Below are 26,346 nucleotides of genomic sequence, written 5' to 3' on the forward strand. Positions count from 1 at the left end.
GAGTATCCAGTGACCGACAAGACCGACGACGACGCCGAAATCGCCAACGAAATCACCGCCACCGCCCGCCAGGCGCGCGAAGTCGCCGAGCGGGCGGAAGGAACGCCCCGACCCGGCGACGCAAGGAAATGGCCGCTGGCGAAAATCGGCATCGGTATCGGTTCGGCGGCACTCGCCGCCGCCGTGATCTACGCCGCGCGCAGCCGCAAGAAAGACTGACCCCCTTCCCTCCCTTCGGAGACCAAGCCCTATGCGTCTGACCCGCACCGCCCTGTTCCTGGGTGCCGCCCTGCTCCCCTTCTCCGTGCAGGCACAGCAAGCGGCCCCCGTCCCTGCGGCGCAGAAGCAGGAGCAGATCGCCGTCGCACCGCTCGATTTCACCGAGCGGACGCTGCCCAATGGCCTCAAGGTCTATGCGATCCGCGACACTTCGACGGCCAATGTCTCGGTCCAGGTCTGGTACGATGTCGGCAGCAAGGACGATCCGGCGGGCAAATCGGGCTTTGCCCACATGTTCGAACATCTGATGTTCAAGGGTACGCGCAACCTGGTCGACGAGCAGATGGACCGGCTGACCGAGGATGTCGGTGGCTATAACAACGCATCGACCAACGCGGATTATACCAACTATTACGAGGTGGTCCCGGCCAACCATCTCGAGCGCCTGCTGTTCGCGGAAGCCGACCGCATGGCGAGCCTCGTCGTCGACGAAAAGGTCTTTGCCTCCGAACGCGATGTGGTGAAGGAGGAACTGCGCAGCCGCGTGCTGGCGCAGCCCTATGGCAAGCTCTTCTACGTCTATTTCCCCAACATCTCCTACAGCGTTCACCCCTATGCCCGCCCCGGAATCGGCAGCATCGAAGACCTGGACGCCGCGAATATCGATGATATTCGCGCCTTTCACGCGACCTATTACCGCCCCGACAACGCCGTGCTGGTCGTGGCCGGCAATTTCGATCCGGCGCAGCTGGACAAATGGGTAGACAAATATTTCGCGCCGATCGCCAAGCCGAACCGGCCGATCCCGCGCGTGACTGTCAGCGAACCGGCTCGCACCACGGCGGTGCGTCAGACGGTCTATGAACCCAATACGCCGCTCCCCGCCGTGCTGCTCAGCTATCAGCTTCCGCCCGATAACCACCCCGATCTTCCCGCGCTCACCGTCCTCGACGGCATCCTGTCGGGTGGCGAGAATTCGCGGCTCTACCGCAACCTCGTCTATCGCGACCAGCTCGTCGCACAGGCGGACACCTTCCTCGATTCGCGCCAATCGACCGGCGCCTACGCCATGTACGCGATCCTGGCCGGCGGAAAGTCGGCACAGGATGGCGAGGCAGCGATGCGGCGCGAAATCGCAGCGCTTCGTGATACGCCGGTAAGCGACGCCGAACTCGCCGAGGCGAAGAACGAAATCCTCACTTCGGCGCTGCGCAGCCGTGAGACCGCGGAAGGCAAGGCATCGACCCTTGCCGCCTCGATCATCATCGATCGCGACCCGCGCCATAGCGACCGCCAGCTTGCGGAGATCGCCCGGGTCACCGCCGCCGACGTCCAGCGCGTCGCGCGCAACTATCTGGGCGACAACCAGTCCGCTGCGATCATCTACCTCCCCGATGCGATGGCACAGGGCGCGAAGGGGGACAGCGTTGGCGTGGCATCGACCGTCAAGGTCGCGCCACTCGTCGCGCCGAAGGACATCGTCATCCACACTGCCGCGAGCGAAGCGGAACGGATTGCCGTCCCAGCTCCTGCCGCGCCGGTCTCCCCCATCATTCCCGTCGCGAACGAGACCAGGCTCGCCAATGGGATACGGGTGATCGTGGTCGAAAAACGCGATCTTCCGATCGTCACCGCCACCGTGGTGGCCCCCGCGGGCGGCGCGAGCGATCCGCAGGGCAAGGCAGGGACCGCCGCGCTCACCGCCGAACTGTTGACCAAGGGTACGGCGACCCGCTCGGCCGAACAGATCGCGCAGCAGATCGAATCGCTCGGCGGCTCGATCGGCGCGGGCGCGGACTGGGATGCCGCCTTCGCCACGGTTACCGTCAAGGCCGATCAGGTCGAACCCGCGCTGACCGTGCTCGCCGATGTCGCGCGCAATCCGGCCTTCGCTCAGGAAGAGCTGGAGCGCGCCCGCAAACAGACGCTGGACGGCGTTACCGTCCAGCTCAAAGACCCGGCAGCGCTCGCCGGGATCGTCGCGAACCGCGCAGTGTTCGGCGCGGCACCCTATGGCCACATGCTGTCGGGCAACCCGACCTCGCTGCCAAAAATCTCGCGCAGTGACATCGCGGATGCCTATGGTGACGCGTGGCAGCCAGATAAGGCAGCCCTCGTGATCGTGGGCGACATCGCACAAAAGGATGCCGTCGAGCAGGCGAAGAAGCTGTTCGGCGACTGGAAAGCGGACACACGCATCAGGGCCGCGACGGCGGCCGCCACGCCAAGCCCCCGGGTGATCGTCGTCGACCTGCCCGAAGCCGGTCAGGCTGGCGTGGTCGTCGCCCGCCCCGGCATCGCACGCGACGACAAGGATTTCTACGCCGCACAGGTCGCCAATGCCACGCTCGGCGTCGGCTTCACCTCACGCCTCAACCGCGAAATCCGCATCAAGCGCGGCCTCGCTTATGGCGCGGGCAGCAGCGTCGATGCACGCCGCGCTCCGGGGATCGTCACCGCATCGACTCAGACCAAGAACCCCTCCGCGCCCGAAGTCGTCGCGCTGATCGCCGCAGAGATGAAGGCGCTGGGTGCCGCCCCGGTCCCCGAGACTGAACTCGATTCGCGCAAGGCCGTATTGGTGGGCAGCTTCGGCCGCCGGATCGAGCGCACCGACGGAATCGCCGGGGCGCTCGCCGATTATGTCGCCGACGGCGTCCCCCTGGATACGTTGCAGACCTATATCCCCGCGATCCAGGGCGTCGATCCGGCAGCGGTGCAAGCGGCGGCGAAGAAGGTGCTCGATCCCAGCAGCGCCAGCATCGTCGTAGTCGGCGATTCAAAGCAGTTCGTCGACGCGCTTCGCAAGACCTATCCGCAGTTGGAGGTAATTCCGGCCAGCGCCCTGAATCTCGACAGCGCCACGTTGAAGTGATTCCAAAGCCCCTCCCCCTCAGGGGAGGGGCGTGGTTGCGGGGCCCTTCATCCCTAATATTAGCTTAACTATCAATCGTTTCACCTTGGGACGCGGTGAAATCGGCAGCAGAAAATAAAGGTCCGCGGCGCTATGGCAGGCTCGGGAAGCCTTCCCGGCGGGACAGACATGCTGCGACGGATGACGCGACTTCAGCTTCGGGGACTGGCAGCGGCGTTGATCGCGTCGCTGGTCGGTGCCGGATTCTCCGCACATGCCGGCCTGACCGCGCTCCACGCCTCGCAACAGGGCGCGCGCGCCGTCGGTCCCCAACCGACCGGCTATGAAGCCGACGACCACTTCCCCGGCGCCGCCTTCTACCAGCTCGCGGACGACGGCAGCGGCTCGCCATCGCTGGGATCGACCGGCACGGTAGAACTGCCCGATACCCCGGTTCCGGATGATGCAGCGGCGGATCCGACGATCCGTCCCGCCCCGCCCTTCGATTTGCGCGGCTCGGCCCAGGACAGGGCGCGCGCGCTGCAATGCCTTATCACCGCCATCTATTATGAGGCCGCGACCGAGCCGGAGGATGGCCAGCGCGCGGTCGCGCAGGTTATCCTCAATCGGGTCCGCCACCCGACCTTCCCCGGCACGGTCTGTGGCGTTGTCTTTCAGGGGTCCGAAAAGTCGGGCTGTCAGTTCAGCTTTGCCTGCGACGGCGCAATGGCACGCAAGCCCGAGCGGACTTATTGGGACCGGGCCGCGCGCGTCGCATCGGCCGCTCTGGCGGGCGAGGTCTTCGCACCTGTGGGCATGGCAACGCACTATCATACCCACGCAGTGACCCCGCGCTGGAACAAGAGCCTGGTGATGACCGGCGTGTTCGGCGCGCATTTCTTCCACCGTTGGAAGGGCTATTGGGGGACCGGCGCCGCCTTCACCCAGGCGTATCGCGGCGGCGAGCCGATCCCCGGCCCGACGGCGCGAACCGCCACTGCCCCGGTCGTAGCGAAGCCCGCCCCTGTCCCCACGTCAGTAGCCGTTGCGGACGCCGTGCAGCGACCCGGCAATCCAATGCTGCGCCCCGCCGCCGAACAGGTGCCTAAGCGGCAGCCTTCGGCCTCCGCGCGCCGCGAACCCGCCGAGAGCGGCGACGTTCTTGCGCGCTATGCCGCACCCGCGGAATCGCAGATTCTCGACAAGTGGAAGGACAGCGGTCAGCCGATTCGCTAGAGTCGGTTCAGCTTCGTGGGCCAAACTCCAGCACGAAACGGCCCCCGCACATGCGCGCGGGGGCCGTCCATTCATTCAGAGACGCCTTGGCTTAGCGGCGACGCTCCCAGTCCCGACGCTCCCACCGGATCTTGCGCGCCAGCGCATCGAAGCGGCGGTCGAGATCCGCCCGCTCTGCCATCGTCAGACCCGGGCGGCTCTGGCGATAGCGCGCTTCGAGCGCAGCGATGCCGCGAAACTCCGCCCGCAGACGGACAGCCTCGGCGCGGGTGATCTGTCCGCTCCGCACGCCTTGGTCGATGCGACGATCGAGAATCGCTTGCCGCTGGTTGATGTTCCACCAGCCATTGTCCGCGCCAGGCCGGTTCTGATTGTCGCGGCGTTCGACGCGGATCTTGCGCGACAGCACGTCGAACCGGCGGTCGAGGTCGCGGCGCTCGGCGATCGTCAGCCCGGGCGCCGACCGGCGATAGCGAACCTCAAGCTGGGCGATCCCGCGATATTCGGCGCGCAGGCGCGTCGCCTCGGCGCGCGTCAGCTGGCCATTGCGCAGACCCTGGTTGATCCGCTGCTCCAGTTGCGCCTGGCGCTGGTTGATACTCTGCCACCCGGCCTGTGCGGTCGCGGCAGGAACGGTGGCGGCGGCGATGCCGAGACCGGCGATCATCAATGCAAACTTCTTGTTCATCGACCTTCTCCTCATTCAAATCCCTGGCCGCCTCTGCGGCTGTCTCCGTTATTGCCGGCGCATGTCGCAATGATTTGACCGGAATGTCGCTTTTGTGTCGCGGCGTGTCGCAATCGCGAAAGCTCCGTTCATAATCGTTAACGCACAACGTGTTTTATCTTGCCAAAACACCTCGCATGTCGCATCTTCGCCGTCATGCTTAATCTGCTCTCGCTCATCGTCGGCATCGTCGCCTTTCCGGTGATGCTGATCGGCCTCATCCCGCTGCTCGGCTGGCTCAACTGGCTGGTCGTTCCGCTCGCGATCCTGGGCCTAGCCCTTGGCGCCTTGTCGGAGTCGAACACGGGTCGAAACCTCAATATCGTCGTGCTGATCGTCGGCGGCGTGCGGCTCTGGCTCGGCGGTTTCATCCTCTGATCTGACCCAGAGCGGGTCCGGTTTCCCGAACCCCGCTCTGTGTCCGAGGATCAGCGGCAGCGCATGTTGCCGCGGTCGATCGACGCGCCAAGGGCCGCGCCACCCGCAGCGCCCAGCAACGTCCCGAGCACGCTCGAACGTCCGTTGGTCAGCGCATTGCCCAGGAAGCCACCGGCGATGCCGCCGACGATCAGGCCCGTCGTCCCGTCGCTGCGACGGCAATAATAACGCCCGTCGCGACCGCGATAGATACGGTCCTGCCGCGTCAGGCGACGTTCGCGATAATAGCGGCCGTCGCGATAATAATCGTCGGCATAATAGGCGCGCTGGCCGCGCGCAGGGCGGTTCCAGTCGTAGTTGCGATACTGGCGCCAGTCGCGACGATCCGCACGGCGATCCTGGCGGGCATCGCGCAGTTCGCGCTGATATTCGCGCTGAGCCTGGCGGCGCTCGCGCGGCGAATCGGCACGGCGCAGGTCGCGGCGATAATCGCGCTGCGCATCGCGCACTTCTTCACGATATTCGCGGTTGGAGTCGCGCGGGGTCTGTTGGGCAAGGGCCGGGACGGGGGTCAGTACGACCGATGCCATCATCGCGGCGATCATCGGGGTACGCATTGGATACACTCCTGCAACTTTTGGATGTGCACCAGAACGACCGGGATATTGCGGCGGTTGCGTGAACCGAAAACTACCCCGCGTTCATCGCCCGGCCAGCTTCAGATGCCCCAATTTCACATGCGTTGCGCGCCCGGATAGGCGAACAGCAGGTCGCTATCGGTGGAGGCGGTAAGCACCGCGCTGCCGGTTACGGTTACGCACTCTCCCGCCTGCCATGCCACGCCATCGACCTCACCCGCGCCGCGCACCGGAATCAGCCAGCCGGTCACCCCATGGGGCAGCCGGATCGCCCGATCCCCGCCACCCCAGCGCTCCAGCACGAATTTCGGCCCCTCGACCAATATCGTCCGCCCGGCCTCCACCTCGCCCGGCGTCGGCGCGGGGGTCCATGGCTCCAGGTCGGCCACCGCGATCCCGTCATCCAGGTGCAATTCGCGCGGTCGCCCATAATCATAGAGGCGATAGGTGGTTTCGCTGTTCTGCTGCACTTCGATCAGGGTGAGACCGGCCCCGATCGCATGGACCGTACCCGATGGCGCATAAATCACATCACCCGCCCGTACCGGCTTCCAGTCGAGTAGTCCCTCGATCGATCCATCGATCGCCGCCGCACGCAGGGTTTCGGCGTCCACGCTTTCGCGGGGGCCGAGGGCGATCGTCGAATCGGACTCCGCGGCGAGAATCACCCAGCATTCGTCCTTACCGCGCGGCAACCCGCGCAGATGCGCCGCATCGTCGTCGGGATGCACCTGCACCGACAATTTTTCGCTGGTAAACAGATATTTGATCAGCAGGTCCGGCGCGGCATCGCCCGGAGTCTGGAACCACACCTCGCCCACAGGTTCCCCGCCCGGTGCAGGATCGTCAAACCCGGGCCACAGGCGATGACGTCCCCAAGGCTTTTCCACACGGTGCGTAGCGAGCAATTGCGCGGGCATCGGTCCTCCAGGAAATGCGCGTCGAAGCATCGCGACAACGCCCGAATTCTGCGCACCGATCCACTTCACCGCAAGCATCGCCAAAAAACATTTCGCCAGTACGCAACCCTCGGCTAAGAACCTGCGCAATGCGTATGCTTTCCACCCGCTCGCTCTCGCTGGTCGCTCTTGCCGTGCTGGCCCTTCCCATCGCCGGTTGTGCGCGCGGCGGCGGCACCCGTGCCGACCTGCCCTATGTCGCCCGCGACGTCGGCACGCTGTACACGGCGGCGAAGGACCGGCTGGACAAGGGGCAGTACAAGCTCGCCGCCGCGCTGTTCGACGAGGTCGAGCGGCAGCATCCCTATTCGGTCTGGGCGCGCCGCGCGCAGCTGATGGGCGCCTTCGCTTATTATCTCGACAAGAATTACACCCAGGCGATCCAGTCGGCACAACGCTTCCTGGCGGTGCATCCGGGTAACCGCGACGCGCCCTATGCCTATTATCTGATCGCGCTCAGCTATTATGAGCAGGTCAGCGACGTAACCCGCGACCAGAAGATCACCCAGCAGGCGCTCGACGCGCTGGGCGAACTCAATCGCCGTTATCCCAACACGCGCTACGCCGCCGATGCGCGCCTCAAGATCGACCTGGTCCGCGACCACCTCGCCGGCAAGGAGATGGAGGTCGGGCGCTATTATCAGACGAAAGGGCAGTGGCTCGCCTCGGTCATGCGCTTCCGCATCGTGATCGATCAGTATCAGACGACGACCCACACGCCGGAGGCGTTGATGCGTCTGACCGAAAGCTATCTGGCGCTCGGGATCAAGGACGAGGCGAAGAAGTCGGCAGCGGTGCTCGGCGCCAACTATCCGGGTACGCAATGGTATGAGCGGGCCTATGAACTGGTCCAGAAGCATGGCGAGCCGGTTCCAGTCCCGGCACTCGCGGCGCCCGCAGAACGTCCGGTACGCGACGAACCCCAGCGTCCCGCGTCGCCGACCGACGAGACGAACTGAGCTTTCGCGCTGCCCCGGTGAATCGCCTCTCCCAAGGCGGAACAAAAAGGGGTAGTGCGGGCCGATGCTGACCGCATTGTCCATCCGCGACGTGGTGTTGATCGAGGCGCTCGACCTCGACTTCGGCACCGGGCTTGGCGTGCTGACCGGGGAAACCGGGGCGGGCAAGTCGATCCTGCTCGATTCGCTTGGCCTTGCGCTCGGCGCCCGTGCCGACAGCGGCCTGGTCCGTCAGGGGGCGTCGCAAGCCGTCGTCACCGCCAGCTTCGAACTGACCGATCCCACAGCGGTCGCGACGTTGCTGGGTGAGAGCGGACTTGACCACGACCCGTCCGAGCCCCTCACCATTCGCCGCCTGGTAAAGGCCGATGGCGGCAGCCGGGCCTATGTCAACGATCAGCCCGCGTCGGCCGGCCTGCTGCGCGAACTTGGTGGCCTGCTAGTCGAAATTCACGGCCAGCATGACGATCGCGGCCTGCTCAACCCGCGCGGCCATCGCGCACTGCTCGACAGTTTCGGGCGTCTCGACGTGAATGCAGTCGCGACCGCATATCGCAAGCTCCGTGAAGCCGATGAGGCGCTGGCAATCGCGCGATCCGAGCAGGAAACCGCGGCACGGGATCGCGAATGGCTGGAACATGCGGTGGGAGAACTCCAGGCGCTGGCGCCCGAATCGGGAGAGGAGGCGGTCCTGGCGGAGCGGCGGGCAACGATGCAGCGCGGCGAGCGAATTGCGGGGGAACTCCAGCAGATCGCCGACCTCCTCGACGGGTCCGATGGAGCGCTGACTCGGCTGCGCCAGGCAGCCCGCATCCTGGAACGGGTTGCCGAGGATCATCCGGCGCTCGGCGAAGCGCTCGCCGCACTGGATCTCGCGCTGGTCGAGGGCGGTGCGACGCAAGACAATATCGACACCGCCGCCGAGGCACTGGCGTTCGACCCTGCTGCGCTGGAGGCGGACGAGGCCCGTCTGTTCGAGTTGCGCGGCCTGGCCCGCAAACACCGCGTCCAGCCCGACGATCTTGCCGATCTGGCCGAGACGTTCGCCGCGCGGCTTGCCCGGATCGAGGGCGGCGAAGGGACGATCGCCCAACTGGAGGCGCAGGTCTCTGCCGCCGAATCGGCCTATGTCGCCGCTGCCGAAACCCTGTCGGCCGCCCGATCCGCCGCCGCCGCGCGGCTCGACGCTGCGGTTGCGGGGGAACTGGCGCCGCTCAAGCTCGACGCCGCTAAGTTTCGCACGACTGTCGAGTCGTTGCCCCGCGACCAATGGTCCGCTTCGGGCCGCGACCGGGTGGAGTTCGAGGTGTCGACCAACCCCGGCGCGCCCTTCGCCCCGCTGATCAAGATCGCGTCGGGCGGCGAACTCTCGCGCTTCATCCTCGCGCTCAAGGTCGCGCTGGCCGAGGAGGGCGGCGCGCGGACGCTGATCTTCGACGAGATCGACCGCGGGGTGGGCGGCGCCGTCGCCAGCGCAATCGGCGAGCGGCTGGCGCGGCTGGCGTCGGGGACGCAGCTGCTGGTGGTGACGCATAGTCCGCAGGTCGCGGCGCGGGGCGCCCACCATCTGCTGATCGCCAAGAGCCATGACGGGCTGGTGACCCGGACCGGGGTGCGGCAGCTCGACGATGCCGAACGGCGGGAAGAAATCGCCCGGATGCTGTCGGGTGCGCAGATTACCGACGAGGCGCGGGCCCAGGCCGAGCGGCTGCTCGAAGCGGCCTAGCCGCCGCGGTTGGCGATCAGATCGATATCGGTGCCGCCATCCCCGCGCGCCGACAGGAACACGACATAGGCCGAATCGTCCTTCGCCCTGGTCCCGCCCAGCACATGCTGGCCGTCCTTGAGCTGGTGCTCGGCCGAATAGCCACCACGGACGGCTCGGGTGTAGTACCAGTCGATCATCGTCTGGAGCGGTTGCGGCGTCGAGAAGGTGACGACGCGCAGTCCGCACTGACCACCTTCCGCTCCGGCCGCCTCGATCACCCGGGCCTGGGGATGGAGCGGCATGTCGGCGGGGAGGCGCGCTGCCCAACCTGCCGAATAGTTCAACTTCGATGCGCATTCCGACGTGCGGCGGTCCTTTTGCCCCCCGGCGAGACCGGCGAGCGTCACCGACTTGTCCTGGGCGTCGCAGGCGTCGCACTTGCCCTCCACCGGGTCGGGTGCCTTGAGCAGTTCGCCGTCGGCGGGCATTGCGGCCTTGGCGGCGGCGACGGTGTCCGAGGGGATCGGCGCCGAATAGGGCTGGCTCGGCGGACGGATCGCGTCCTTGTTGGACTGTTGGGCGAGCTGCGGATCGACCATGATCTGGTCCTGCAGCGCTCCCATCAGCGCCGGATCGGCCGAATTGCCGCCGATCTCGTCGTCGAGCGCGTCGACATTGCCCGCCTCGCTGCCACCGCCGCACGCGGCGAGCGCCAGCGGCATCAGCAGGATGGCAATTGCATTCGTCCGACGGCCCATCATCACGCTCCACTCCGGCCGAAAATCGCCGGATTTGGGCCAAGTTGATGACAGGTCAGGGTTAAGGAAGCGTTGGCAATGCCTCAGCCAGCCTTGGCGATCCGCTCCTTCTCGGCAGCGATGAAGATGTCGATCTGGGCGTCGAGCACGTCGAGCGGCACCGCCCCCTGCTCCAGCACGGCATCGTGGAAGCGCTTGAGGTCGAAGTCGTTGCCCAGTGCCTGTTCGGCCCGCGCGCGCAGTTCACGGATCTTGAGCTCGCCGAGCTTGTAGCCCAGCGCCTGGCCCGGCCAGCTGATATAGCGATTGACCTCCGCATCGATGTTCGCGGCGGACAGCGCGGTATTGTCGAGCATGAACTTGACCGCCTGTTCCTTGGTCCAGCCCTTGGAATGGATGCCGGTATCGACGACAAGGCGGCACGCGCGCCACATCTCGTAGGACAGCCGCCCCATCTGCTTTTCGGGGGTGTCGTACAGGCCCATCTCGATCCCGACACGCTCCGCATACAGCCCCCACCCTTCGGTAAAGGCGGTGAAATTGGCGAGGTAACGGCGGAATTTCGCGGTCTCCAGCTCCTGCTGCAGCGCGATCTGGTGGTGATGGCCGGGCACCGCTTCATGCGCGGTCAGCGCAGGCAGTTCGTAGAGCGGGCGCTGGTCGAGCTTCGAGGTGTTGACGTAATAATGGCCGGCCATCCCCAGTTCGGGATTGCCCGGGCCGTAATAGGCGGTGGTCGTCCCCTCCGCCGTCTCCGCAGGGATGCGGCGCAGGCCATAGGGAAGCCGCGGCAGGCGGTTGAAGAAGCCCGGCATCTTGCCGTCGATCTCCTTCGCCTGCAGCGCGGCGGCGGCCATCAGCTCCTCGGGCGTCCTGGCGTAATATTTGGGGTTGGTGCGAAGCTCTTCGACAAAGGCTTCGCGCGTGGCGAAGCCGGCGTCCTTCGCCACCTTCTCCATCTCGGCGCGAATGCGCGCGACCTCGTCAAGCCCGACCTTGTGGATCTGGTCGGCGGTCAGGTCTGTGGTGGTCAGTTGACGGATGCGGAAGGCATAGTAGCGCGCGCCGTCGGGCTGCGCCGACACCCCCACCGTCTTGGCGCATTTGGGTGCATAGCTGGTGCGATAAAAATCCGCCGCCTTGGCATAGGCCGGGTTGATCACCTCGGTCACCGTCTTCTTCGCCCGCGCCTGCAGCGCCGCCCATTCGGCGTCGGTGGCATCGACCGGCTTGGTACGGGTGAACGGCGCATAGAAGCGCGATTGGGTCGCATCCTGCTGGATCACGCCGGTGATCGTGCCTTCGAACCCGACCAGGCTGACGCAGGGCTGGACATAGCCGCCCTTCACCGCCTGCGCCGTGATGTGGATCAGCGTATCGTTGGTCGCCGGGAATTTGGCGAGCCGGTCGAGATAGGCGGCATAGTCCGACTTGCGCCGGAACGCCGTCCGCTCCCCCTGCCCCGCCGCGCCCTGCCAGGGGTTGGAATAGCTGGTGAACAGGATGGTGCGCTGGCCGAAGCCGTTGCCCTCGATGCTTTCGGACAGCAGCCGGCGCAGGATCGCCTTGTCAGTGCGTTGCGCGGGCGTGAGTCCGGCATCGGGAATGGCGTCGAGCCGCTTCAGGAAAACGGCCTCCGCCTGAGCCCGCCGATCCTCCGCCGCAAGGCTGACGTCGCCGACCGCGGTCGGATCGATATCGACGCCGACCGATCGTGCGAAGCCCGGATTTTCCTTGAGCACCCAGTCGAAATGATCGTCGAGCAGCGTGCGGAACTCGTCCGACGGGTTGGCCGCCACCGGGGTGGCCAGCGCAAGCGCCATGACCGCCGTGACGGATGAAGCAGACACTTTAGCGCCTGTGTCACGCAGGACGGAACGGCCAAAGCGACGACGCCTGATGAGGGATATGTTCATCACAAAAGGCAAGCAAATCAGCTCCAACATTGCAAGCGCGACCGCCTTCGGAGACCCGGCGCCCTCGCTTTTGGCTCGTTTCAACAGGTTTGCGCTACAAACCAGTTTTCGATATCTCGATGTTGTGATTGATTCGCACAGGAGGCTTTCGATGACTGAGACCGGTACGCCGCCGACCCGGCTGCACGCACTCGACGCCGTCCGTGGCGGCGCGTTGCTGCTCGGTGTCGCCTTTCATGCCAGCCTGAGCTTCGTGCCCGGCCCGCAATTCTGGGTCGTACGCGACGCCGCCGATCCGCTGATCGGCAACTTCACGATCGTCGCGCACATGTTCCGCATGACCCTGTTCTTCCTGATCGCAGGGTTTTTCGGGCGGATGCTGCTCGAGCGGCGCGGAACCGGCGGCTTCGTCGCGGACCGTGCGAAGCGCATCGTCGGGCCGCTCTTCGCCTTCTGGCCGCTGGCGCTTGCCGGTATCATCGCGACCTTCGTGTGGGGGGCGGCGGTGATGAACGGCGGCGCGCTGCCGACCAACCAGCCAGCGCCCCCGCCGCCGACGCTGGCGACGCTGCCGCTGACGCATCTGTGGTTCCTCTATTTGCTCACCCTGTTCTACCTCGCCGCGCTCGCGCTGCGCGGCGTCGCACGACTGGTGGACCGCGACGGGCGCGTCGCGGCACGCGTCGCCGACCCGCTGGTGGCGGGCGCGATCCGCACCGGAGCGATTACCGTGCTGCTGGCCGTGCCCGCGACGCTGCTGCTGGCCGGAACACCGGGATGGATGCCGGTGATGGGTATCCCCACCCCCGATATCGGCCTGATCCCCAATGCGGCGGCGAGCGCGGCTTATGGAACCGCCTTCCTTGCCGGGTGGCTGCTGCAGCGCCAGCCGGAGCTGCTGAGCCGGGTCGCGGCACGCTGGCCGCTGCACCTGATCGGCGCGGTCCTGCTCACCGGCGGGCTGTTGCTGCACATTGCCGGGGTGTCCCCGTTCACGCTGGCGGCAGGGCCAGCCGCCCCCGTGCTGCTCGCCGCCGCCTATATGATCGCGAGCTGGTGCTGGACGCTCGGGCTGCTGGGTGCGGCGCTGTGCTTCCTCGACGCCGAACGGCCCTGGATCCGCTATGTCGCCGACTCCTCCTACTGGATCTATCTGGTCCATCTGCCGGTGGTGATGGCGCTGCAGGTGCTGGTCTATCCGGTCGCGGCCCCGGCACTGGTCAAGTTCGCCATGGTGATCGCGGGCGCTTCCCTTATCCTGTTCGCCAGCTATCACCTTCTGGTGCGGCGCAGCTTTCTGGGTCGCTGGCTCAACGGTCGCGCCTATCCCCGCGCCGCCCGGTCACAATCGATGGAGGTGCAGACCGCATGACCGATCCGGCCCAGAGCGCGCGCGACGACCTCGCCTTCGTCCGCGCGCTGGTGAGCGATGGCGGCGCGGTGCAGGCGTCGCTGGGAGAAGCGCTGTTGGCAGGCGGGCTGTGCTATGGCGTTCAGTGCATCGCCCAATGGGCGATTTATATCAGCGGCTGGCAGGCGCCGGTAGCGGTGCATCTGACCGCCGGGTTTCTCCCTTCGGTGGTGTTTATCGGCCTGATCATCTGGCTTTCGCGGCGCAACCGCGATGCGGTGCCCCATGGCATGGCGTCGCGGGCACTCAACGCCGCATTCGGCAGTTCCGGCCTTGCCGCGATGACAACAGCGGTGATCTTCGGCTATCTCGCCTGGCGCTATCAGGACATGGGCATCTTCCTGTTTCACCCGCTGATGATCGCGGTGGTGCAGGGCGCGGTCTGGTATGTGGCGTTCGCGATCCGCCGCCGCGGCTGGCTGGGGCTGGTGTCGATCGGCTGGTTCGGCGCGGCGATGCTGGGGGCGCTGACGATCGACCGGATGGAAGTGTTCATCCTGCTGATCGGCGTGGCCCTGTTCCTGCTGATGGCACTTCCCGGCTGGATCCTGATGCGCGGCGCGGCGAATAGCTGACGGCGATGAAGGATTTCGACATCGGCAAGATTGACGACGTGATCCACGGCCGGATGCGGCTGGGGATCATGGCCTATCTTGCCGATGCCGAGGTTGCGGAGTTCAACGAACTGAAGGCGCTGTTGCAGGCGACGCAGGGCAATCTTTCCGTGCATCTGCGCAAGCTCGAGGAGGCGGGCTATATCGCGATCGACAAGAGCTTTTCGGGCCGCAAGCCGCTGACCCGCGCGCGCATGACCCCGGAGGGGCGCAAGGCGTTCGCCGCCTATCTTGAAGCGCTGGTCAAGCTGATCGCATAAGGGGGAACCCGCTCCCCTGCCGTCCGTTGCACCCGCGATCGACAGCCCCCCTCCCCCGGAGACTGCCGGATGCCGACCCTGTGACCACCGAATCGATGCAGCCGCGCCGCACGCTTGGCGCGGTCGATGTGTTCGCGCTTACCGTAGGGATCGTCGTCGGCGCAGGGATCTTCCGGACGCCCGCGCTGGTGGCGGGGGTATCGAGCGATGCGACCGTGATGATCCTCGCCTGGGTGGCGGGCGGCCTGCTCTCGATCGTCGGCGCACTCTGTTATGCCGAAATGGCCGCCGCCTGGCCGCATATGGGGGGCGACTATCACTTCATCGGCCGCGCCTTCGGGCAGCGCATCGCCTTTCTCTATGCCTGGGCGCGGCTCGCGGTGATCCAGACCGGATCGCTCGCGCTGCTCGCCTTCATCGTCGGCGACTATCTTCAGGTAGTGCTCCCGCTCGGCCCCGCCGGTCCTGCAATCTGGGCGGCACTGGCGGTCGTAGCCGTGACCGCGATCAACTGGCTGGGGGTGCGCTGGGGAACGCAGGCGCAGCGCTGGCTGACCCTCGCCGAGGTGCTGGGGCTGCTCACGATCATCGTCGCGGGTCTTGCGATCGCCCCCGCCGGGGCCGCGCCCGCCGCGCCGGTCGATGGCGGCGGCGCGTTCGGGCTGGTGATGGTGTTCGTCCTCCTCTCTTATGGCGGGTGGAGCGAGGCGGTCTATGTGTCGGCCGAGATGAAGGACCCGCCGCGTCGCATCGCCGCGATCCTGTGCGCGGCGCTGGCGCTGGTCACCTTGCTCTATGTGCTGGTCAACCTCGCCTTCCTCAACGCGCTGGGGCTTGCCGGAATGGCCGCAAGCGATGCGGTGGCGGCGGAGCTGATGCGGCGCGCGCTGGGCGATGGCGGGGCGGCGGTGATCAGCGGCGCGATCGCGATCGCCGCGCTCACCAGCGCCAATGCGACGGCGATCACCGGCGGACGCACCGCCTGCGCGCTGGGCCGCCGCTTTGGCGCGCTGCGCTGGCTGGGGCGGTGGGACAGCGCGCGCGACACGCCGGGCAATGCGCTGGTAGCGCAGGGGGCGATCGCATTGCTGCTGGTCGCGCTCGGCGGACTGGCGCGCGACGGGTTCCGGGTGGCGGTGGAATATACCGCGCCGGTCTTCTGGCTGTTCCTGTTGCTTGCCGGGCTGTCGCTGTTCGTGCTGCGCGCGCGCGAACCCGGGGCGGTCCGGCCGTTTCGCGTGCCGCTCTACCCCGTGCTCCCCGCAATCTTCTGCGCGACGACCGCATATCTGCTATGGTCGAGTCTCGCTTATACCGGCTGGGGGGCGTTGGCGGGGGTGGCAGTGCTGGCTGCGGGCGCCGTGCTGCTGCTGTTCCTCAGGCCCGAAGAGGAGCGATCGGAATGAAGTTCATGATCCTCGCGGCGGCGGCACTGGTCGCCGGAAGCGCGATCCAGCCGCCGACACCGCCGACTGCCGTCTCGGCGCCGAGCCAGACGCCGGATGTGATCTACGTCCCCACCCCGCCCGAAGTGGTGGAGGCGATGCTCGACATGGTGGCGTTGCGCGACGGCGACGTGCTGTACGACCTCGGCTCGGGCGACGGGCGCATCCCGATCGCGGCGGCGAAGCGGGTGAAGGTCAAGGCGACCGGCATCGACATCGACCCGCAGCGGATCAAGGAGGCCAATGCGAACGCTGCGGCGGCGGGCGTGACCGACGAGGTGACGTTCAGGCAGGCGGACCTGTTCACCAGCGACTTCAGCGACGCCAGCGTCGTCACCCTCTATTTGCTCGATACGCTGAACGAGAAATTGCGGCCCAAATTGCTCGCCGAGTTGAAGCCCGGAACGCGGATCGTCAGCCATGCCTTTCGCATGGGCGACTGGGAGCCGGAGAAGGAGCAGACGATCAATGGGCGGACGATCTATTTCTGGACGGTGCCGGAGCGCGAATAGGGCAGGCATCGACCGCGTGCCGTTTCCGCGCTAACGGCGGGCGATGGTCCATCTTCTTCTCGTCATGCTGGGCGGCGCGATCGGCGCCGGTGCACGGCATCTGGTCGGCCGGGCGACCTTTGCACTGTTCGGGCCGGGGCTGCCGCTCGGCACGCTGACGGTCAATATCCTGGGCGGGTTCGCGATGGGGCTGCTGGTCGGCTGGCTCGCCGCGCGCGCGGGCGGCGACCAGGCGTTGCGCTACTTGCTCGGCGTCGGCGTGCTCGGTGGGTTCACCACCTTTTCGGCCTTCTCGCTCGAGACCGTGCTGATGCTCCAGCGCAACGAATATATGGCGGCGCTGATCTATATCCTCGCCTCGGTGATCTTCTCGATCGCGGCGCTGTTCGCTGGGCTGCAGGTCAGCCGGATGGTGGTCGCATGAGCGTCGAGGCGAATGTCCGCCAGTTCACCGTCGCGCTCGACGATGACGGCATCCGGCTCGATCGCTGGTTCAAGCGGCATCTGCCCGACACCAGCTTCAACATCGTCTCGCGCTGGGCGCGGACCGGGCAGCTGCGCGTCGATGGCGCGCGCGCGACGCCGGGGGATCGCATCCAGGCGGGGCAGGTGATCCGCGTGCCGCCGGCCGAGGCCGTGACCACGAGCACGGCCAAGCCCAAAAAGGCGCGTCCGCAGCTCTCGCCCGAGCAGATGGAGTTCGCCGAATCGATGGTGATCCATCGCGACGCGCAGGCGATGGTGCTCAACAAGCCGCCGGGCCTCGCGACGCAGGGCGGTACCAAGACGCACGACCATGTCGACCAGCTGCTCGACGGCCTCTATTTCGACCTCGATACGCGGCCCAAGCTGGTCCACCGGCTCGACAAGGATACGTCAGGGGCGCTGGTGCTGGCGCGGACGGCACGCGCGGCGGCCTATTTCTCGAAGAGCTTTTCGGGGCGGACCGCGCGCAAGACCTATTGGGCGATCGTTGTCGGGGTGCCGAGCATCGAGGACGGCTATATCGACCTGCCGCTGGGCAAGCAGCCCGGCACCGGCGGCGAGAAGATGCAGGTCGACGAAAAGGACGGCCAGCCCGCGCGCACCCGCTATCGCGTAATCGACCGCGCCGGCAACCGCGCCGCCTGGGTCGAGCTACAGCCGCATACCGGGCGCACGCATCAGCTGCGCGTCCATATGGCGGCGATCGGCCATCCGATCGTCGGCGACGGGAAGTACGGCATGGCCGAAGCGTTCCTGTCGGGCAGTATCAGCCGCAAGATGCACCTGCATTCGCGCCGCATCCGCATCGACCATCCCGATGGCGGCAAGCTGGACGTGACCGCCGACCTGCCGACCCACTTCGCCGAGACGTTGGTCCAGCTGGGCTTCGACATCGAGGATGGCGAAAAGCTGCCGCCCGACGAGAAGGCGCCGCCGACCAAGGAGCAGGAAAAGGCCCGCGCGAAGGCCCATGCGAAGACGGTGCGCAAGGAACGGCGCGGCGAACGGCAGGGACGCCGCGACACCACGGCGAAAAAGGCAAAGCCCGCGCGGAAGCCGACCAAAAGGCCATGACCCGTCTCGCCGTGTTCGATTGCGATGGGACGCTGGTCGATTCGCAGGCCAATATCTGCCGCGCGATGGAGGCGTGCTTCGTCCAGCACCGTCTGGAGCCGCCGACGCGCGCGGATATCCGCCGGATCGTCGGGCTGAGCCTGGTCCCGGCAATCGCGCAATTGCTGCCACAGGCCGAGGCGGCAATGCACGTCGCGATGGCCGAAGCGTACAAAAATGCGTTTCACGCGATGCGGATGGACGCGGCGCTCGATCCCGAGCCGCTGTTCGATGGCGTTGCCGAGGCGATCGAGGCGCTGAGCGACACGGGATGGCTGCTTGGGGTTGCGACTGGCAAGTCGGATCGCGGGCTGGCGCTGATCCTGGAGCATCACGGCCTCACCCCCCGCTTCGTCACGCTCCAGACCGCCGACCGCCACCCCTCCAAGCCGCATCCCGCGATGCTGCACGCCGCGATCGCCGAGGCGGGCGGTGACCCAGCCGAGACGGTGATGATCGGCGACACCAGCTATGACATTGCGATGGCGGTGAATGCAGGCGCGCACGCCGTCGGGGTTGCATGGGGCTATCACGAAGCGCATGAATTGCACGCTGCCGGTGCGCGCCATGTCCTCGACCATGCCCGCGACCTGTCGGCGCTGCTGGAGGCCCTGTGAGCAACGATGTGAGCGACGATCCTGCCCGCGCGCGTTATTACATGATGGTCTCGTCACAGATCGTCGCGGTGGCAGGCGCGGTCTTCGGACTCGTCATCATGGGCAAGGCCGATTCCATGTGGATGCGCATCCTGGGCGCGGCGATCCTGATTTCGGGCCTCTATTGCATCGCCGTGGTGCCGCGCGCGCTCGCACGCCGCTGGCGCACGCCGCCGCCCGAGTAGGTAGATGAAACGATTCTGGAAGGACGTCGCGCTGGTTCCGGCGCAGGGCGGGCATGATCTGCAACTCGACGGGCGCCCGGTACGGACCCCCGGCCGCGCGCCGCTGACGCTGCCCAGCCCCGCGCTCGCCGAGGCGGTGGCGGAGGAGTGGCGCGCGGTGGGCGAGACGATCGATCCGCGGGCGATGCCACTCACCGGCCTCGCCAATGCGGCGATCGACCGGATCGCGCCCGATCCGCACGCCTTCGCCGCAGGCCTTTCCAAATATGGCGAGAGCGACCTGCTCTGCTATCGCGCGGAGCATCCGCTGGAACTGCAATTGCGCCAGGCGGCGAGCTGGGACCCGTTGCTCGCCTGGGCGAAGGATCGGCACGGCGCCGAATTGAAGGCGACCAGCGGCATCGTCCATGTGGCGCAATCGCCGGAGGCGATCGACCGTCTCGCGACCGCCGTCGCATCGCGTGCGCCGTTCGAGCTGGCGGGCCTGTCGCCCCTCGTAACGATCACCGGCTCGCTGGTCGTTGCGCTGGCCCTGCTCGACCGCGCAGCCGATCCCGAGGATGTCTGGTCCGCCGCCAATCTCGACGAGGACTGGCAGGTCGAGCATTGGGGCGAAGACGAACTCGCCCGCGCGGCCCGTGCCGCCCGCCGCGCCGACTATGACGCGGCGGTCCGGTTCCTGTCGTTGCTCTAGAACGGCATGACCCAAAGGGGATCTTCATTGCAAGCGCAGCGAAGCCACCAAGGGGGTCACGGGACGCACTGGGTTGCTTCGCTGCGCTCGCAACGACTGCTAGGTTAAGCTGACGTCATCGGAGTTCAGGCCGTCCCCCGGGCGAAGGCCGGGGTCCGGTTCCGAGAGGACTAAAGCGCGGGCCGACGTCTGTATCGCATCGGTACTGGGCCCCGGCCTTCGCCGGGGAACAGGGAGTTGCCGGTCAGATCGTCGAGTCCGGTTCGCCCGGTGCCATGCGCCCCTTCGGCAGCATCCAGGCGATCGCTGCCCCCGCCGCCAGCCACCCGGCAATCTCGCTGATCCACAGATAGACGAAATAGCCCGTCGGCGCGTGGTTGAAGATCGGCTGGCCCAGCTGGCTGTAGGCGGTGATCGCCACGGCGAACAGGCCGACCGCGGTGAGCCGCTGTGCAAAGGACATGCCGCCGGTCACCCGGCTGAGCGCGAACGCCAGCACCAGCGCGCAGACGATGCTCAGGATCAGCCCGCCGACCAGCGACCCGGTATCGGGCAGTGCATAGCCATTGGTGTTGAACAGGACGAGCGCGATCGGTCCCTCGCCATAAGCCTGGGTGCCGAGCGGCGTTCCGGGCCAGGGGATCGGATAGGCGCCGCTTCCGTTCGGCCCCAGATGCTGGGCCAGCACGGACTGGATCGCGACGCTGGCGCTGTCGCCTGCATTGCTGGTCGCCAGCATAGATAGCGGCGTGCCCCAGAAGATGAACCCGACGACCCACATCGCGATCCCGCCAAGCAGGCCGCCCATCAATATTCTCGGCATTTCGGCTCTCCCTTGTTTCGGCGCCAGCCTAACGCGTTACGGGAGCGGTGGCGAAGGGCAAATTGCCTATCGGGTCATCGGGTGGCGAGACCCATTTCGATCGCCTCTTCCTGCCGCTCGCGCACGAATCCGATCAGGCCGGGCTTGCGCGAGCGCTTCTCGCGTTCGGCCTTCAGGATCGTGTGAACCTTCTCGAAACACGCGTCGAGATCGTCGTTGACGACGACATAGTCATAGCCGTCCCAGTGCGACAGCTCGCGCTCCGCGCGCTTCATGCGATACTGGATCACGTCCTCGCTGTCGGTCGCGCGATCGCGCAGGCGCTTTTCCAACTCGGCCAGCGACGGCGGCACGATGAACACGCGCACGACATCGCCGCCCTCGAGCTGGAACAGCTGTTGCGCGCCCTGCCAGTCGACGTCGAACAATACGTCCTGCCCGGCGGCGAGCATCTTCTTCACCGGCTCGCGCGGGGTGCCGTAGCGATAGTTGAAGACGTGCGCCCATTCGAGAAATTCGTGGCGCGCGGCCAATTCCTTGAATTTCTCGGTCGTCACGAAATGATATTCGCGGCCGTCCTCTTCGCCCTCACGCATCGGGCGCGTGGTCGCGGAGACCGATACGCCCATGCCCGGCTCGCGCTCGAGCAACTTGCGCGCGATGGTGGACTTGCCCGCGCCCGAGGGGGAAGACAGGACGAAGAGCACGCCCCTGCGGTCGAATTCGAATTTGGAATCGCGATGCGCCATGCGCGCCATTGGCGCGGAGGCAGGCGTCACGTCAAGCGCGGGCGCTTTTTTCCGACCCGGCGCGGCCGGATCGGTTGCGGCACCAGCCCGCTCCCCCGCCCGGCCACCCATCGGCAGGATATTCTGAAATGGGTGGCCGGGCGGGGGAGCGGGCTGGTGCCGTTTCGCCGGAAGGCGAACTCAATAGCGGCGGCGGCGACCAGTAAGCAGCGACCACAGCAGGATCGCTCCGCCGATCACCCAGCCGAACGGGCCCATGCGGGTCAGCGCACGCTGGCCCATCGCCCCGATGATCGCCCCCTTCATCCCGTCACGCCCGTCGCGCCGATCGATGGCGCGGCCGAGCAGAGCGGCGAAGAGGGTACGGATCATGCCGCGCGCGCCTTCCAGCGGCGCGAGAGATAGCGCGCGCCGAGCGCGAAGGTCCCGATGACGATCGCGGCGGGGACGACGGTCTTCGCCACCTTCCACGTCGCGACACCGGCGAGCGCGCCGAGCGTGCCGCCCTCGCCATCGCTCTCATCGATCTTCTGGCCGATATAGCCTGCCACGAGTTCGCCGATCATCGTCCGAATTCCTTGTTGCCGGTGGCGAAATCGAAGACTTCGCCGATGCCGCGCAGCCCCGTCCAGAAGGCTGCGCCCGCGAATGCCGCTGCAATGCCGCCGAGCAGCGCCCCGATAACCGATGCGTCCATTAACCAACCTCCGCTTCGAGGTGGAAAAGCGCGAACGCTCAACCGGTTCCATCGCGGCGCGCGATCACACCATCTTTTCCGGGCGGACGAGCCGATCAAAGGTGTCGGCATCGACGAGACCGAGCGCAAGTCCCGCCTCGCGCAGCGTCGTTCCCTGCTCATGGGCGGTCTTGGCGATCTTGGCGGCATTGTCGTAACCGATCTCGGGCGCGAGCGCGGTGACCAGCATCAGCGAGCGGTCGACCAGCTCGGCGATGCGGCCCTCGTTCGCGGTCATGCCGTCGACGCAGCGTTCGGCGAAGCTCTCCATCCCGACGCTGAGCAGGTGGATCGAGCGCAACACGTTCGCGCCGATCAGCGGCATGAACACGTTGAGCTCGAAATGCCCCTGCATCCCGCCCACGGTCACCGCCTGGTGATTGCCGATCACCTGCGCGGCGACCATCGTCAGCGACTCGCATTGGGTCGGGTTGACCTTGCCCGGCATGATCGAACTGCCCGGCTCGTTGGCGGGAAGCGAGAGTTCGCCCAGGCCCGAGCGCGGGCCGGATCCGAGGAAGCGGATGTCGTTGGCGATCTTGTTGAGCGCCACCGCCAGCGTGTTGAGCGCGCCGGAAAAGAAGACGAGGCCGTCCTTGGCGGCGAGCTGTTCGAACGTATTGGGCGCAGGTTCGAACGCAGTGCCGGTGATGTCCGAAATGGCGGTCGCCATATCGTTTGCCCAGCCTTCGGGCGCATTGAGGCCCGTGCCGACCGCGGTGCCGCCGATGGCGAGCTTGCGCAGATTGCCGTTGAGTGCGCCTTCGATCCGCGCCTTGCAGCTGACCAGTTGCGCGGCATAGCCCGAAAATTCCTGGCCGAGCGTCAGCGGGGTCGCATCCTGCGTATGCGTGCGGCCGATCTTGACGATATGCTCCCACGCCTCCGCCTTCGCGATCAGCGCGCCGGTCAGCCGGTCGAGCGCCGGGACCAGCGCATCGCGCGTCGCCAGCACCGCCGCGACGTGAAGTGCGGTGGGAAAGCTGTCGTTCGACGACTGGCTCATATTGACGTGATCGTTGGGATGGACCGGCGACTTGCCGCCGCGCGTTCCCGCCAGCATCTCGTTGGCGCGGCCGGCGATCACCTCGTTGACGTTCATGTTGGTCTGCGTGCCGCTGCCGGTCTGCCAGATGACCAGCGGAAACTGGTCGTCGAGCTCGCCCGCCGCGACTTCTGCCGCCGCGGCCTCGATCGCGTCGGCGAGTTCGCCGTCGAGCCCGTGGCGCCGGTTCACCCGCGCCGCCGCCTGCTTGACGATCGCCTGCGCCCGCACGATCCCGATCGGCATCCGCTCGGTCGCGCCGAACGGGAAATTCTCGATGCTTCGCTGGGTCTGCGCGCCCCAATAGGCGTCGGCGGGAACCTCGATCGCGCCGATCGAGTCGGTTTCGGTACGGGTGTCAGTCATGCAGCCTCCATCATCCCCGCCAAAGCTGGGGTGCGAGCGCTGCGACGCAACCCTTATTTCTTGCGCTTGAAGTCCACCGCGACGACGTTCGACCCATCCTCGACCGGGGCGGCGACGGGGGGTTCGTCGTTTTCCGCCTCGTCATGCGGCTCGGGGCCGTCGGGGTCTTCGGCGGCCTGGAAGCGCAGCTCGAAATTGACCGCAGGGTCGTGGAATCCGGTGATTGCGGCGAAGGGAATCACCAGCAGCGACGGGATCTGGTTGAAGCTGAGACCCACGGAGAAGCGGTTGTCGTCGACCTTCAGGTCCCAGAACCGATGCTGGAGCACGATCGTCATCTCGTCCGGGAAGCGTTCGAGCAGCCGGTCGGGAATATCCACGCCGGGCGCGCGCGTCTTGAACGTGATGTAGAAATGGTGCGTGCCCGGCAGCGCGCCGGTCGCGGCGACCTGGTCGAGAACCCGGCCCACGACGGCGCGCAGCGCCTCCTGGACGATCTCGTCATAGGGAATCAAGCTGTCGGGTACATTGCCGGTCATGCCCCCTGACCTAACGACACCAGCGAGGTGGTCAAGATTTGTTGCGGGGCCGCCCAAGCGTTGCGATGATTGCACCCGCCCGCGCAGCCGCTATGGAGCGTGCCCATGCGCACCGCGACGATCAGCCGCAAGACGAGCGAAACCTCGGTCGATGTGACCGTCAATCTCGACGGCAGCGGCAGCTATGCGATCTCCACCGGGATCGGATTCTTCGACCATATGCTGGAGCAGCTTTCGCGCCATTCGCTGATCGACCTGGACGTCAAGACCGTCGGCGACCTGCATATCGACCAGCATCACACGGTCGAGGACACGGGGCTTGCGATCGGCGAGGCGGTGGCCAAGGCGCTGGGCGACAAGCGCGGGATCCGCCGCTACGCCGATGCGCTCAGCCCGATGGACGAGACGCTGACGCGCGTCGCACTCGATATTTCGGGACGGCCGTACCTGGTGTGGAAGACCGAGTTCAGCCAGAAGCGCCTCGGCGAGATGGATACCGAGATGTTCGAACACTGGTTCCACAGCTTCGCCCAGACTGCGGGCCTGACGCTGCATGTCGAGACGCTGTACGGCAGCAACAACCACCATATCGCGGAGGCCGCGTTCAAGGGCCTGGCCCGCGCGCTGCGTGAGGCGGTGGAGATCGACCCGCGTAAGGCAGATGCGATCCCGAGCACCAAGGGGACGCTGTAATGGCGCGGCTGGACGCGGCTCCGGTCTGCGTCATCACGTTGAGCTATGTCGCGCCGATCGAAGCGGTCGATGCGCAGATGGCGGCACATGTCGCCTGGCTGGAAGCCGGATTCGACGAAGGGCTGCTGCTGATCGCCGGGCGGCAGGTGCCGCGCACCGGCGGCGTCATCCTGTGCCGAGGCCGTCGCGCCGAGGTGGAGGCCTTTGCCGCGACCGACCCGTTCGTGAGTTCCGGCGTCGCGACCGCGAGCGTGACCGAGATCGCCGCGAGCTTCGCCGCCGACGCATTGGCGCCGCTGCTGTCATGACGATCGCGCTGATCGATTATGGCGCGGGCAATCTTCATTCGGTCCACAATGCGCTGAAAGCCGCGGGGGCGGTGGACATCGCCGTCACCGCCGATCCCGATGCGGTGGCCAAGGCCGACCGTATCGTCCTGCCCGGTGTCGGCGCGTTCGGCGCGTGCGCGGCCGGGCTGCGCGCGATCCCCGACATGGTGGATGCGATGGAGCGCCGCGTGCTGGAACAGGGCGCGCCATTTCTGGGCGTGTGCGTCGGGATGCAGTTGCTCGCCACGCGCGGCGAGGAACATGGCAGCCATGACGGGCTTGGCTGGATGGACGGGGTGGTGCGCGCGCTTCCCGCCACGCAGGTCCATGTCCCGCATATGGGGTGGAACGACGTCACCCCCCTTGCCCCGCATCCGTTGATCGAACCGGGCGAGGCCTATTTCCTGCACAGCTATGCTTATACCGGCAGCGGGGTGCTGGCGATTACCGAGCATGGCGGCCCCGTCACCGCCGCGATCGGGCGCGACAATATCCTGGGGGTGCAGTTCCACCCCGAAAAGAGCCAGCGCTACGGGCTGGCGCTTCTCCAGCGTTTTCTAGGATGGAAGCCGTGATCGTTTTCCCCGCCATCGACCTCAAGGCCGGACAGGTCGTCCGCCTCGCCGAGGGGGATATGACCCGCGCTACCGTCTATGGCGACGATCCCGCCGCGCAGGCCGCCTTGTTCGCGCAGGCGGGAGCCGACTGGCTGCATGTCGTCGATCTCGACGGAGCGTTCGCGGGGGAATCGATCAACGGCGTCGCGGTGGCGGCGATCGTCGATCGCTTTGCGGGCAGGATCCAGCTGGGCGGCGGCATCCGCAACCGCGCGTCGGTCGAGCGCTGGATCGAACTCGGCGTGACCCGCGTGGTGATCGGAACCGCCGCGCTGGAGGACCCCGATTTCGTGCGCGAGACCGCCGCCGCCCACCCCGGCCGCGTGGTCGTGGCGGTGGACGCCCGCGACGGCTTTGTCGCGACCAAGGGCTGGGCCGACGTCTCGACCGTCCCCGTCGCCGAACTGGGCCGCCGGTTCGAGGATGCCGGCGTCGCCGCGCTGCTGTTCACCGATGTCGGGCGCGACGGGCTGCTCAAGGGGTGCAATGTCGAGGCGACAGTGGCGCTGGCCGCCGAGGTACCGATTCCCGTGATCGCCAGCGGCGGCGTGGCGGGGATCGAGGACATCCACGCGCTGGTCGGCCAGCCGGGGATCGAGGGGGTGATTACCGGGCGGGCGCTGTACGATGGGCGGCTCGATCTGGCCGAGGCGCTGAGGGTGGCGGCGTGAGGATGGCTCTGCAATTCCTCCCCCAACGGGGGAGGGGGACCGCCGAAGGT

At 66.9% G+C, this 26,346-nt stretch carries 32 protein-coding genes; 20 read left to right on the plus strand and 12 right to left on the minus strand.

Features of this window, described 5'->3' with window-relative positions; translation table 11 throughout:
• Window positions 1-9: 9 nt before the first annotated feature.
• From FPZ54_RS08505 to FPZ54_RS08515, 3 genes are all read left to right on the plus strand, one after another.
• Window positions 10-219, plus strand: a complete 210-nt coding sequence (locus tag FPZ54_RS08505; protein WP_145846410.1) for a hypothetical protein — start codon at window positions 10-12, stop codon at window positions 217-219.
• A 31-nt stretch (window positions 220-250) separates the two neighbouring features.
• Window positions 251-3,094, plus strand: a complete 2,844-nt coding sequence (locus FPZ54_RS08510) for a M16 family metallopeptidase (RefSeq protein ID WP_145846411.1) — start codon at window positions 251-253, stop codon at window positions 3,092-3,094.
• Between the two features lie 168 nt (window positions 3,095-3,262).
• Entirely contained in the window at window positions 3,263-4,309 is a 1,047-nt protein-coding gene (locus tag FPZ54_RS08515) for a cell wall hydrolase (protein ID WP_186456967.1), read from the plus strand.
• A 91-nt stretch (window positions 4,310-4,400) separates the two neighbouring features.
• Here FPZ54_RS08515 and FPZ54_RS20030 read toward each other — a convergent pair whose 3' ends face one another.
• Complete coding sequence (locus FPZ54_RS20030) at window positions 4,401-4,997, minus strand: hypothetical protein (RefSeq protein ID WP_222428359.1); 597 nt, start codon at window positions 4,995-4,997, stop codon at window positions 4,401-4,403.
• Window positions 4,998-5,192: 195 nt separating this feature from the next.
• Between FPZ54_RS20030 and FPZ54_RS08525 the strand changes: the two genes are divergently transcribed.
• Complete coding sequence (locus FPZ54_RS08525; protein ID WP_145846412.1) at window positions 5,193-5,414, plus strand: hypothetical protein; 222 nt, start codon at window positions 5,193-5,195, stop codon at window positions 5,412-5,414.
• Window positions 5,415-5,464: 50 nt separating this feature from the next.
• On the opposite strand, the gene FPZ54_RS08530 is transcribed toward FPZ54_RS08525, so the two are convergent.
• Window positions 5,465-6,031, minus strand: coding sequence for a glycine zipper 2TM domain-containing protein (locus FPZ54_RS08530; RefSeq protein WP_145846414.1), 567 nt, complete (start codon window positions 6,029-6,031; stop codon window positions 5,465-5,467).
• A 116-nt stretch (window positions 6,032-6,147) separates the two neighbouring features.
• The gene (locus tag FPZ54_RS08535) at window positions 6,148-6,972 is read right to left on the minus strand and encodes a class I mannose-6-phosphate isomerase (protein WP_145846415.1); all 825 of its coding nucleotides are present in this window, start codon (window positions 6,970-6,972) and stop codon (window positions 6,148-6,150) included.
• 128 nt (window positions 6,973-7,100) lie between these two features.
• Here FPZ54_RS08535 and FPZ54_RS08540 point away from each other — a divergent pair, with 128 nt between their 5' ends.
• Both FPZ54_RS08540 and recN read left to right on the plus strand, forming a co-directional pair.
• Window positions 7,101-7,970 carry an outer membrane protein assembly factor BamD gene (locus FPZ54_RS08540; protein WP_145846416.1) on the plus strand — a complete coding sequence of 290 codons (870 nt, stop codon included), beginning with the start codon at window positions 7,101-7,103 and terminating at the stop codon, window positions 7,968-7,970.
• A 64-nt stretch (window positions 7,971-8,034) separates the two neighbouring features.
• Entirely contained in the window at window positions 8,035-9,696 is a 1,662-nt protein-coding gene (gene recN, locus FPZ54_RS08545) for a DNA repair protein RecN (protein WP_145846418.1), read from the plus strand.
• Here the strand turns inward: recN and FPZ54_RS08550 are convergent.
• Window positions 9,693-10,439, minus strand: a complete 747-nt coding sequence (locus FPZ54_RS08550; RefSeq protein ID WP_186456968.1) for a hypothetical protein — start codon at window positions 10,437-10,439, stop codon at window positions 9,693-9,695. The genes recN and FPZ54_RS08550 overlap by 4 nt on opposite strands.
• Before the next feature lie 80 nt (window positions 10,440-10,519).
• Window positions 10,520-12,259: a DUF885 domain-containing protein gene (locus FPZ54_RS08555; protein WP_222428374.1), complete on the minus strand. Its 1,740-nt coding sequence runs from the start codon at window positions 12,257-12,259 to the stop codon at window positions 10,520-10,522.
• A gap of 244 nt (window positions 12,260-12,503) precedes the next feature.
• On the opposite strand from FPZ54_RS08555, the gene FPZ54_RS08560 reads away from it, so the two are divergent.
• The 10 genes from FPZ54_RS08560 (at window position 12,504) to FPZ54_RS08605 (ending at window position 19,728) form a co-directional block, all read left to right on the plus strand.
• Window positions 12,504-13,724, plus strand: a complete 1,221-nt coding sequence (locus FPZ54_RS08560) for an acyltransferase family protein (RefSeq protein WP_186456969.1) — start codon at window positions 12,504-12,506, stop codon at window positions 13,722-13,724.
• Window positions 13,721-14,338, plus strand: a complete 618-nt coding sequence (locus FPZ54_RS08565) for a hypothetical protein (RefSeq protein WP_145846423.1) — start codon at window positions 13,721-13,723, stop codon at window positions 14,336-14,338. Before FPZ54_RS08560 ends, FPZ54_RS08565 begins: the two co-directional genes overlap by 4 nt.
• A gap of 5 nt (window positions 14,339-14,343) precedes the next feature.
• On the plus strand, window positions 14,344-14,637 hold the full coding sequence (locus tag FPZ54_RS08570; RefSeq protein WP_145846425.1) for a winged helix-turn-helix domain-containing protein: 294 nt from the start codon (window positions 14,344-14,346) through the stop codon (window positions 14,635-14,637).
• Window positions 14,638-14,717: 80 nt separating this feature from the next.
• Window positions 14,718-16,043, plus strand: a complete 1,326-nt coding sequence (locus FPZ54_RS08575) for an APC family permease (RefSeq protein WP_239019767.1) — start codon at window positions 14,718-14,720, stop codon at window positions 16,041-16,043.
• Window positions 16,040-16,594 (plus strand): class I SAM-dependent methyltransferase, encoded by a 555-nt coding sequence (locus FPZ54_RS08580; RefSeq protein ID WP_145846426.1) that lies wholly within the window; start codon window positions 16,040-16,042, stop codon window positions 16,592-16,594. Before FPZ54_RS08575 ends, FPZ54_RS08580 begins: the two co-directional genes overlap by 4 nt.
• A gap of 43 nt (window positions 16,595-16,637) precedes the next feature.
• Window positions 16,638-17,018, plus strand: coding sequence for a fluoride efflux transporter CrcB (crcB, locus tag FPZ54_RS08585; protein WP_145846428.1), 381 nt, complete (start codon window positions 16,638-16,640; stop codon window positions 17,016-17,018).
• A complete protein-coding gene (locus FPZ54_RS08590; RefSeq protein ID WP_145846429.1) occupies window positions 17,015-18,154 on the plus strand; it encodes an RluA family pseudouridine synthase in 1,140 nt (379 codons plus the stop codon). Before crcB ends, FPZ54_RS08590 begins: the two co-directional genes overlap by 4 nt.
• Window positions 18,151-18,810: an HAD-IA family hydrolase gene (locus tag FPZ54_RS08595; RefSeq protein ID WP_145846430.1), complete on the plus strand. Its 660-nt coding sequence runs from the start codon at window positions 18,151-18,153 to the stop codon at window positions 18,808-18,810. Before FPZ54_RS08590 ends, FPZ54_RS08595 begins: the two co-directional genes overlap by 4 nt.
• On the plus strand, window positions 18,807-19,034 hold the full coding sequence (locus tag FPZ54_RS08600; RefSeq protein WP_239019768.1) for a hypothetical protein: 228 nt from the start codon (window positions 18,807-18,809) through the stop codon (window positions 19,032-19,034). Before FPZ54_RS08595 ends, FPZ54_RS08600 begins: the two co-directional genes overlap by 4 nt.
• 4 nt (window positions 19,035-19,038) lie before the next feature.
• Complete coding sequence (locus FPZ54_RS08605; RefSeq protein ID WP_145846432.1) at window positions 19,039-19,728, plus strand: ATP12 family chaperone protein; 690 nt, start codon at window positions 19,039-19,041, stop codon at window positions 19,726-19,728.
• A 244-nt stretch (window positions 19,729-19,972) separates the two neighbouring features.
• On the opposite strand, the gene FPZ54_RS08610 is transcribed toward FPZ54_RS08605, so the two are convergent.
• The 7 genes from FPZ54_RS08610 to FPZ54_RS08635 all read right to left on the minus strand — a co-directional run bounded on the left by FPZ54_RS08610 (window position 19,973) and on the right by FPZ54_RS08635 (window position 23,986).
• Window positions 19,973-20,551 (minus strand): hypothetical protein, encoded by a 579-nt coding sequence (locus FPZ54_RS08610; RefSeq protein WP_145846434.1) that lies wholly within the window; start codon window positions 20,549-20,551, stop codon window positions 19,973-19,975.
• A 74-nt stretch (window positions 20,552-20,625) separates the two neighbouring features.
• Window positions 20,626-21,300 carry a guanylate kinase gene (gene gmk / locus FPZ54_RS08615; RefSeq protein WP_422396565.1) on the minus strand — a complete coding sequence of 225 codons (675 nt, stop codon included), beginning with the start codon at window positions 21,298-21,300 and terminating at the stop codon, window positions 20,626-20,628.
• A gap of 180 nt (window positions 21,301-21,480) precedes the next feature.
• On the minus strand, window positions 21,481-21,672 hold the full coding sequence (locus FPZ54_RS08620) for a hypothetical protein (protein WP_145846438.1): 192 nt from the start codon (window positions 21,670-21,672) through the stop codon (window positions 21,481-21,483).
• Entirely contained in the window at window positions 21,669-21,866 is a 198-nt protein-coding gene (locus FPZ54_RS08625) for a hypothetical protein (protein ID WP_145846440.1), read from the minus strand. Before FPZ54_RS08625 ends, FPZ54_RS08620 begins: the two co-directional genes overlap by 4 nt.
• A complete protein-coding gene (locus FPZ54_RS20330) occupies window positions 21,863-21,997 on the minus strand; it encodes a hypothetical protein (RefSeq protein WP_277872328.1) in 135 nt (44 codons plus the stop codon). Before FPZ54_RS20330 ends, FPZ54_RS08625 begins: the two co-directional genes overlap by 4 nt.
• A gap of 64 nt (window positions 21,998-22,061) precedes the next feature.
• Window positions 22,062-23,447: a class II fumarate hydratase gene (gene fumC, locus FPZ54_RS08630; RefSeq protein WP_145846442.1), complete on the minus strand. Its 1,386-nt coding sequence runs from the start codon at window positions 23,445-23,447 to the stop codon at window positions 22,062-22,064.
• Between the two features lie 53 nt (window positions 23,448-23,500).
• Window positions 23,501-23,986 carry an SspB family protein gene (locus tag FPZ54_RS08635; protein ID WP_145846443.1) on the minus strand — a complete coding sequence of 162 codons (486 nt, stop codon included), beginning with the start codon at window positions 23,984-23,986 and terminating at the stop codon, window positions 23,501-23,503.
• A gap of 105 nt (window positions 23,987-24,091) precedes the next feature.
• On the opposite strand from FPZ54_RS08635, the gene hisB reads away from it, so the two are divergent.
• From hisB to hisA, 4 genes are read left to right on the plus strand one after another with little or no spacing between them, the layout of a single operon-like run.
• The gene (gene hisB / locus FPZ54_RS08640; protein WP_145846444.1) at window positions 24,092-24,679 is read left to right on the plus strand and encodes an imidazoleglycerol-phosphate dehydratase HisB; all 588 of its coding nucleotides are present in this window, start codon (window positions 24,092-24,094) and stop codon (window positions 24,677-24,679) included.
• Window positions 24,679-24,987, plus strand: a complete 309-nt coding sequence (locus FPZ54_RS08645) for a YciI family protein (protein WP_145846445.1) — start codon at window positions 24,679-24,681, stop codon at window positions 24,985-24,987. The genes hisB and FPZ54_RS08645 overlap by 1 nt, the downstream gene beginning before the upstream one ends.
• The gene (hisH, locus tag FPZ54_RS08650) at window positions 24,984-25,583 is read left to right on the plus strand and encodes an imidazole glycerol phosphate synthase subunit HisH (RefSeq protein WP_145846447.1); all 600 of its coding nucleotides are present in this window, start codon (window positions 24,984-24,986) and stop codon (window positions 25,581-25,583) included. Before FPZ54_RS08645 ends, hisH begins: the two co-directional genes overlap by 4 nt.
• Window positions 25,571-26,296, plus strand: a complete 726-nt coding sequence (gene hisA, locus FPZ54_RS08655; protein ID WP_145846449.1) for a 1-(5-phosphoribosyl)-5-[(5-phosphoribosylamino)methylideneamino]imidazole-4-carboxamide isomerase — start codon at window positions 25,571-25,573, stop codon at window positions 26,294-26,296. The genes hisH and hisA overlap by 13 nt, the downstream gene beginning before the upstream one ends.
• The last annotated feature ends 50 nt before the right edge of the window (window positions 26,297-26,346 follow it).

Origin of the sequence: Sphingomonas suaedae (assembly GCF_007833215.1) — a bacterium.
In the GTDB taxonomy this organism is placed as follows: domain Bacteria; phylum Pseudomonadota; class Alphaproteobacteria; order Sphingomonadales; family Sphingomonadaceae; genus Sphingomonas; species Sphingomonas suaedae.

Coding starts and splice junctions, on each gene's coding strand:
- FPZ54_RS08610 (WP_145846434.1), bottom strand. CDS start 20,551: ATGCCGAGAATATTGATGGGCGGCCTGCTTGGCGGGATCGCGATGTGG.
- FPZ54_RS08620 (WP_145846438.1), bottom strand. CDS start 21,672: ATGATCCGTACCCTCTTCGCCGCTCTGCTCGGCCGCGCCATCGATCGG.
- FPZ54_RS08530 (WP_145846414.1), bottom strand. CDS start 6,031: ATGCGTACCCCGATGATCGCCGCGATGATGGCATCGGTCGTACTGACC.
- recN (WP_145846418.1), top strand. CDS start 8,035: ATGCTGACCGCATTGTCCATCCGCGACGTGGTGTTGATCGAGGCGCTC.
- hisA (WP_145846449.1), top strand. CDS start 25,571: ATGGAAGCCGTGATCGTTTTCCCCGCCATCGACCTCAAGGCCGGACAG.
- hisB (WP_145846444.1), top strand. CDS start 24,092: ATGCGCACCGCGACGATCAGCCGCAAGACGAGCGAAACCTCGGTCGAT.
- FPZ54_RS08595 (WP_145846430.1), top strand. CDS start 18,151: ATGACCCGTCTCGCCGTGTTCGATTGCGATGGGACGCTGGTCGATTCG.
- FPZ54_RS08510 (WP_145846411.1), top strand. CDS start 251: ATGCGTCTGACCCGCACCGCCCTGTTCCTGGGTGCCGCCCTGCTCCCC.
- FPZ54_RS08525 (WP_145846412.1), top strand. CDS start 5,193: ATGCTTAATCTGCTCTCGCTCATCGTCGGCATCGTCGCCTTTCCGGTG.
- gmk (WP_422396565.1), bottom strand. CDS start 21,300: ATGGCGCATCGCGATTCCAAATTCGAATTCGACCGCAGGGGCGTGCTC.
- FPZ54_RS08550 (WP_186456968.1), bottom strand. CDS start 10,439: ATGATGGGCCGTCGGACGAATGCAATTGCCATCCTGCTGATGCCGCTG.
- FPZ54_RS20030 (WP_222428359.1), bottom strand. CDS start 4,997: ATGAACAAGAAGTTTGCATTGATGATCGCCGGTCTCGGCATCGCCGCC.
- FPZ54_RS08580 (WP_145846426.1), top strand. CDS start 16,040: ATGAAGTTCATGATCCTCGCGGCGGCGGCACTGGTCGCCGGAAGCGCG.
- FPZ54_RS08645 (WP_145846445.1), top strand. CDS start 24,679: ATGGCGCGGCTGGACGCGGCTCCGGTCTGCGTCATCACGTTGAGCTAT.
- FPZ54_RS08555 (WP_222428374.1), bottom strand. CDS start 12,259: ATGGCGCTTGCGCTGGCCACCCCGGTGGCGGCCAACCCGTCGGACGAG.
- FPZ54_RS08570 (WP_145846425.1), top strand. CDS start 14,344: ATGAAGGATTTCGACATCGGCAAGATTGACGACGTGATCCACGGCCGG.
- fumC (WP_145846442.1), bottom strand. CDS start 23,447: ATGACTGACACCCGTACCGAAACCGACTCGATCGGCGCGATCGAGGTT.
- FPZ54_RS08605 (WP_145846432.1), top strand. CDS start 19,039: ATGAAACGATTCTGGAAGGACGTCGCGCTGGTTCCGGCGCAGGGCGGG.
- FPZ54_RS08635 (WP_145846443.1), bottom strand. CDS start 23,986: ATGACCGGCAATGTACCCGACAGCTTGATTCCCTATGACGAGATCGTC.
- FPZ54_RS08540 (WP_145846416.1), top strand. CDS start 7,101: ATGCGTATGCTTTCCACCCGCTCGCTCTCGCTGGTCGCTCTTGCCGTG.
- hisH (WP_145846447.1), top strand. CDS start 24,984: ATGACGATCGCGCTGATCGATTATGGCGCGGGCAATCTTCATTCGGTC.
- FPZ54_RS08565 (WP_145846423.1), top strand. CDS start 13,721: ATGACCGATCCGGCCCAGAGCGCGCGCGACGACCTCGCCTTCGTCCGC.
- FPZ54_RS08625 (WP_145846440.1), bottom strand. CDS start 21,866: ATGATCGGCGAACTCGTGGCAGGCTATATCGGCCAGAAGATCGATGAG.
- FPZ54_RS08560 (WP_186456969.1), top strand. CDS start 12,504: ATGACTGAGACCGGTACGCCGCCGACCCGGCTGCACGCACTCGACGCC.
- FPZ54_RS08515 (WP_186456967.1), top strand. CDS start 3,263: ATGCTGCGACGGATGACGCGACTTCAGCTTCGGGGACTGGCAGCGGCG.
- FPZ54_RS20330 (WP_277872328.1), bottom strand. CDS start 21,997: ATGGACGCATCGGTTATCGGGGCGCTGCTCGGCGGCATTGCAGCGGCA.
- FPZ54_RS08590 (WP_145846429.1), top strand. CDS start 17,015: ATGAGCGTCGAGGCGAATGTCCGCCAGTTCACCGTCGCGCTCGACGAT.
- crcB (WP_145846428.1), top strand. CDS start 16,638: ATGGTCCATCTTCTTCTCGTCATGCTGGGCGGCGCGATCGGCGCCGGT.
- FPZ54_RS08535 (WP_145846415.1), bottom strand. CDS start 6,972: ATGCCCGCGCAATTGCTCGCTACGCACCGTGTGGAAAAGCCTTGGGGA.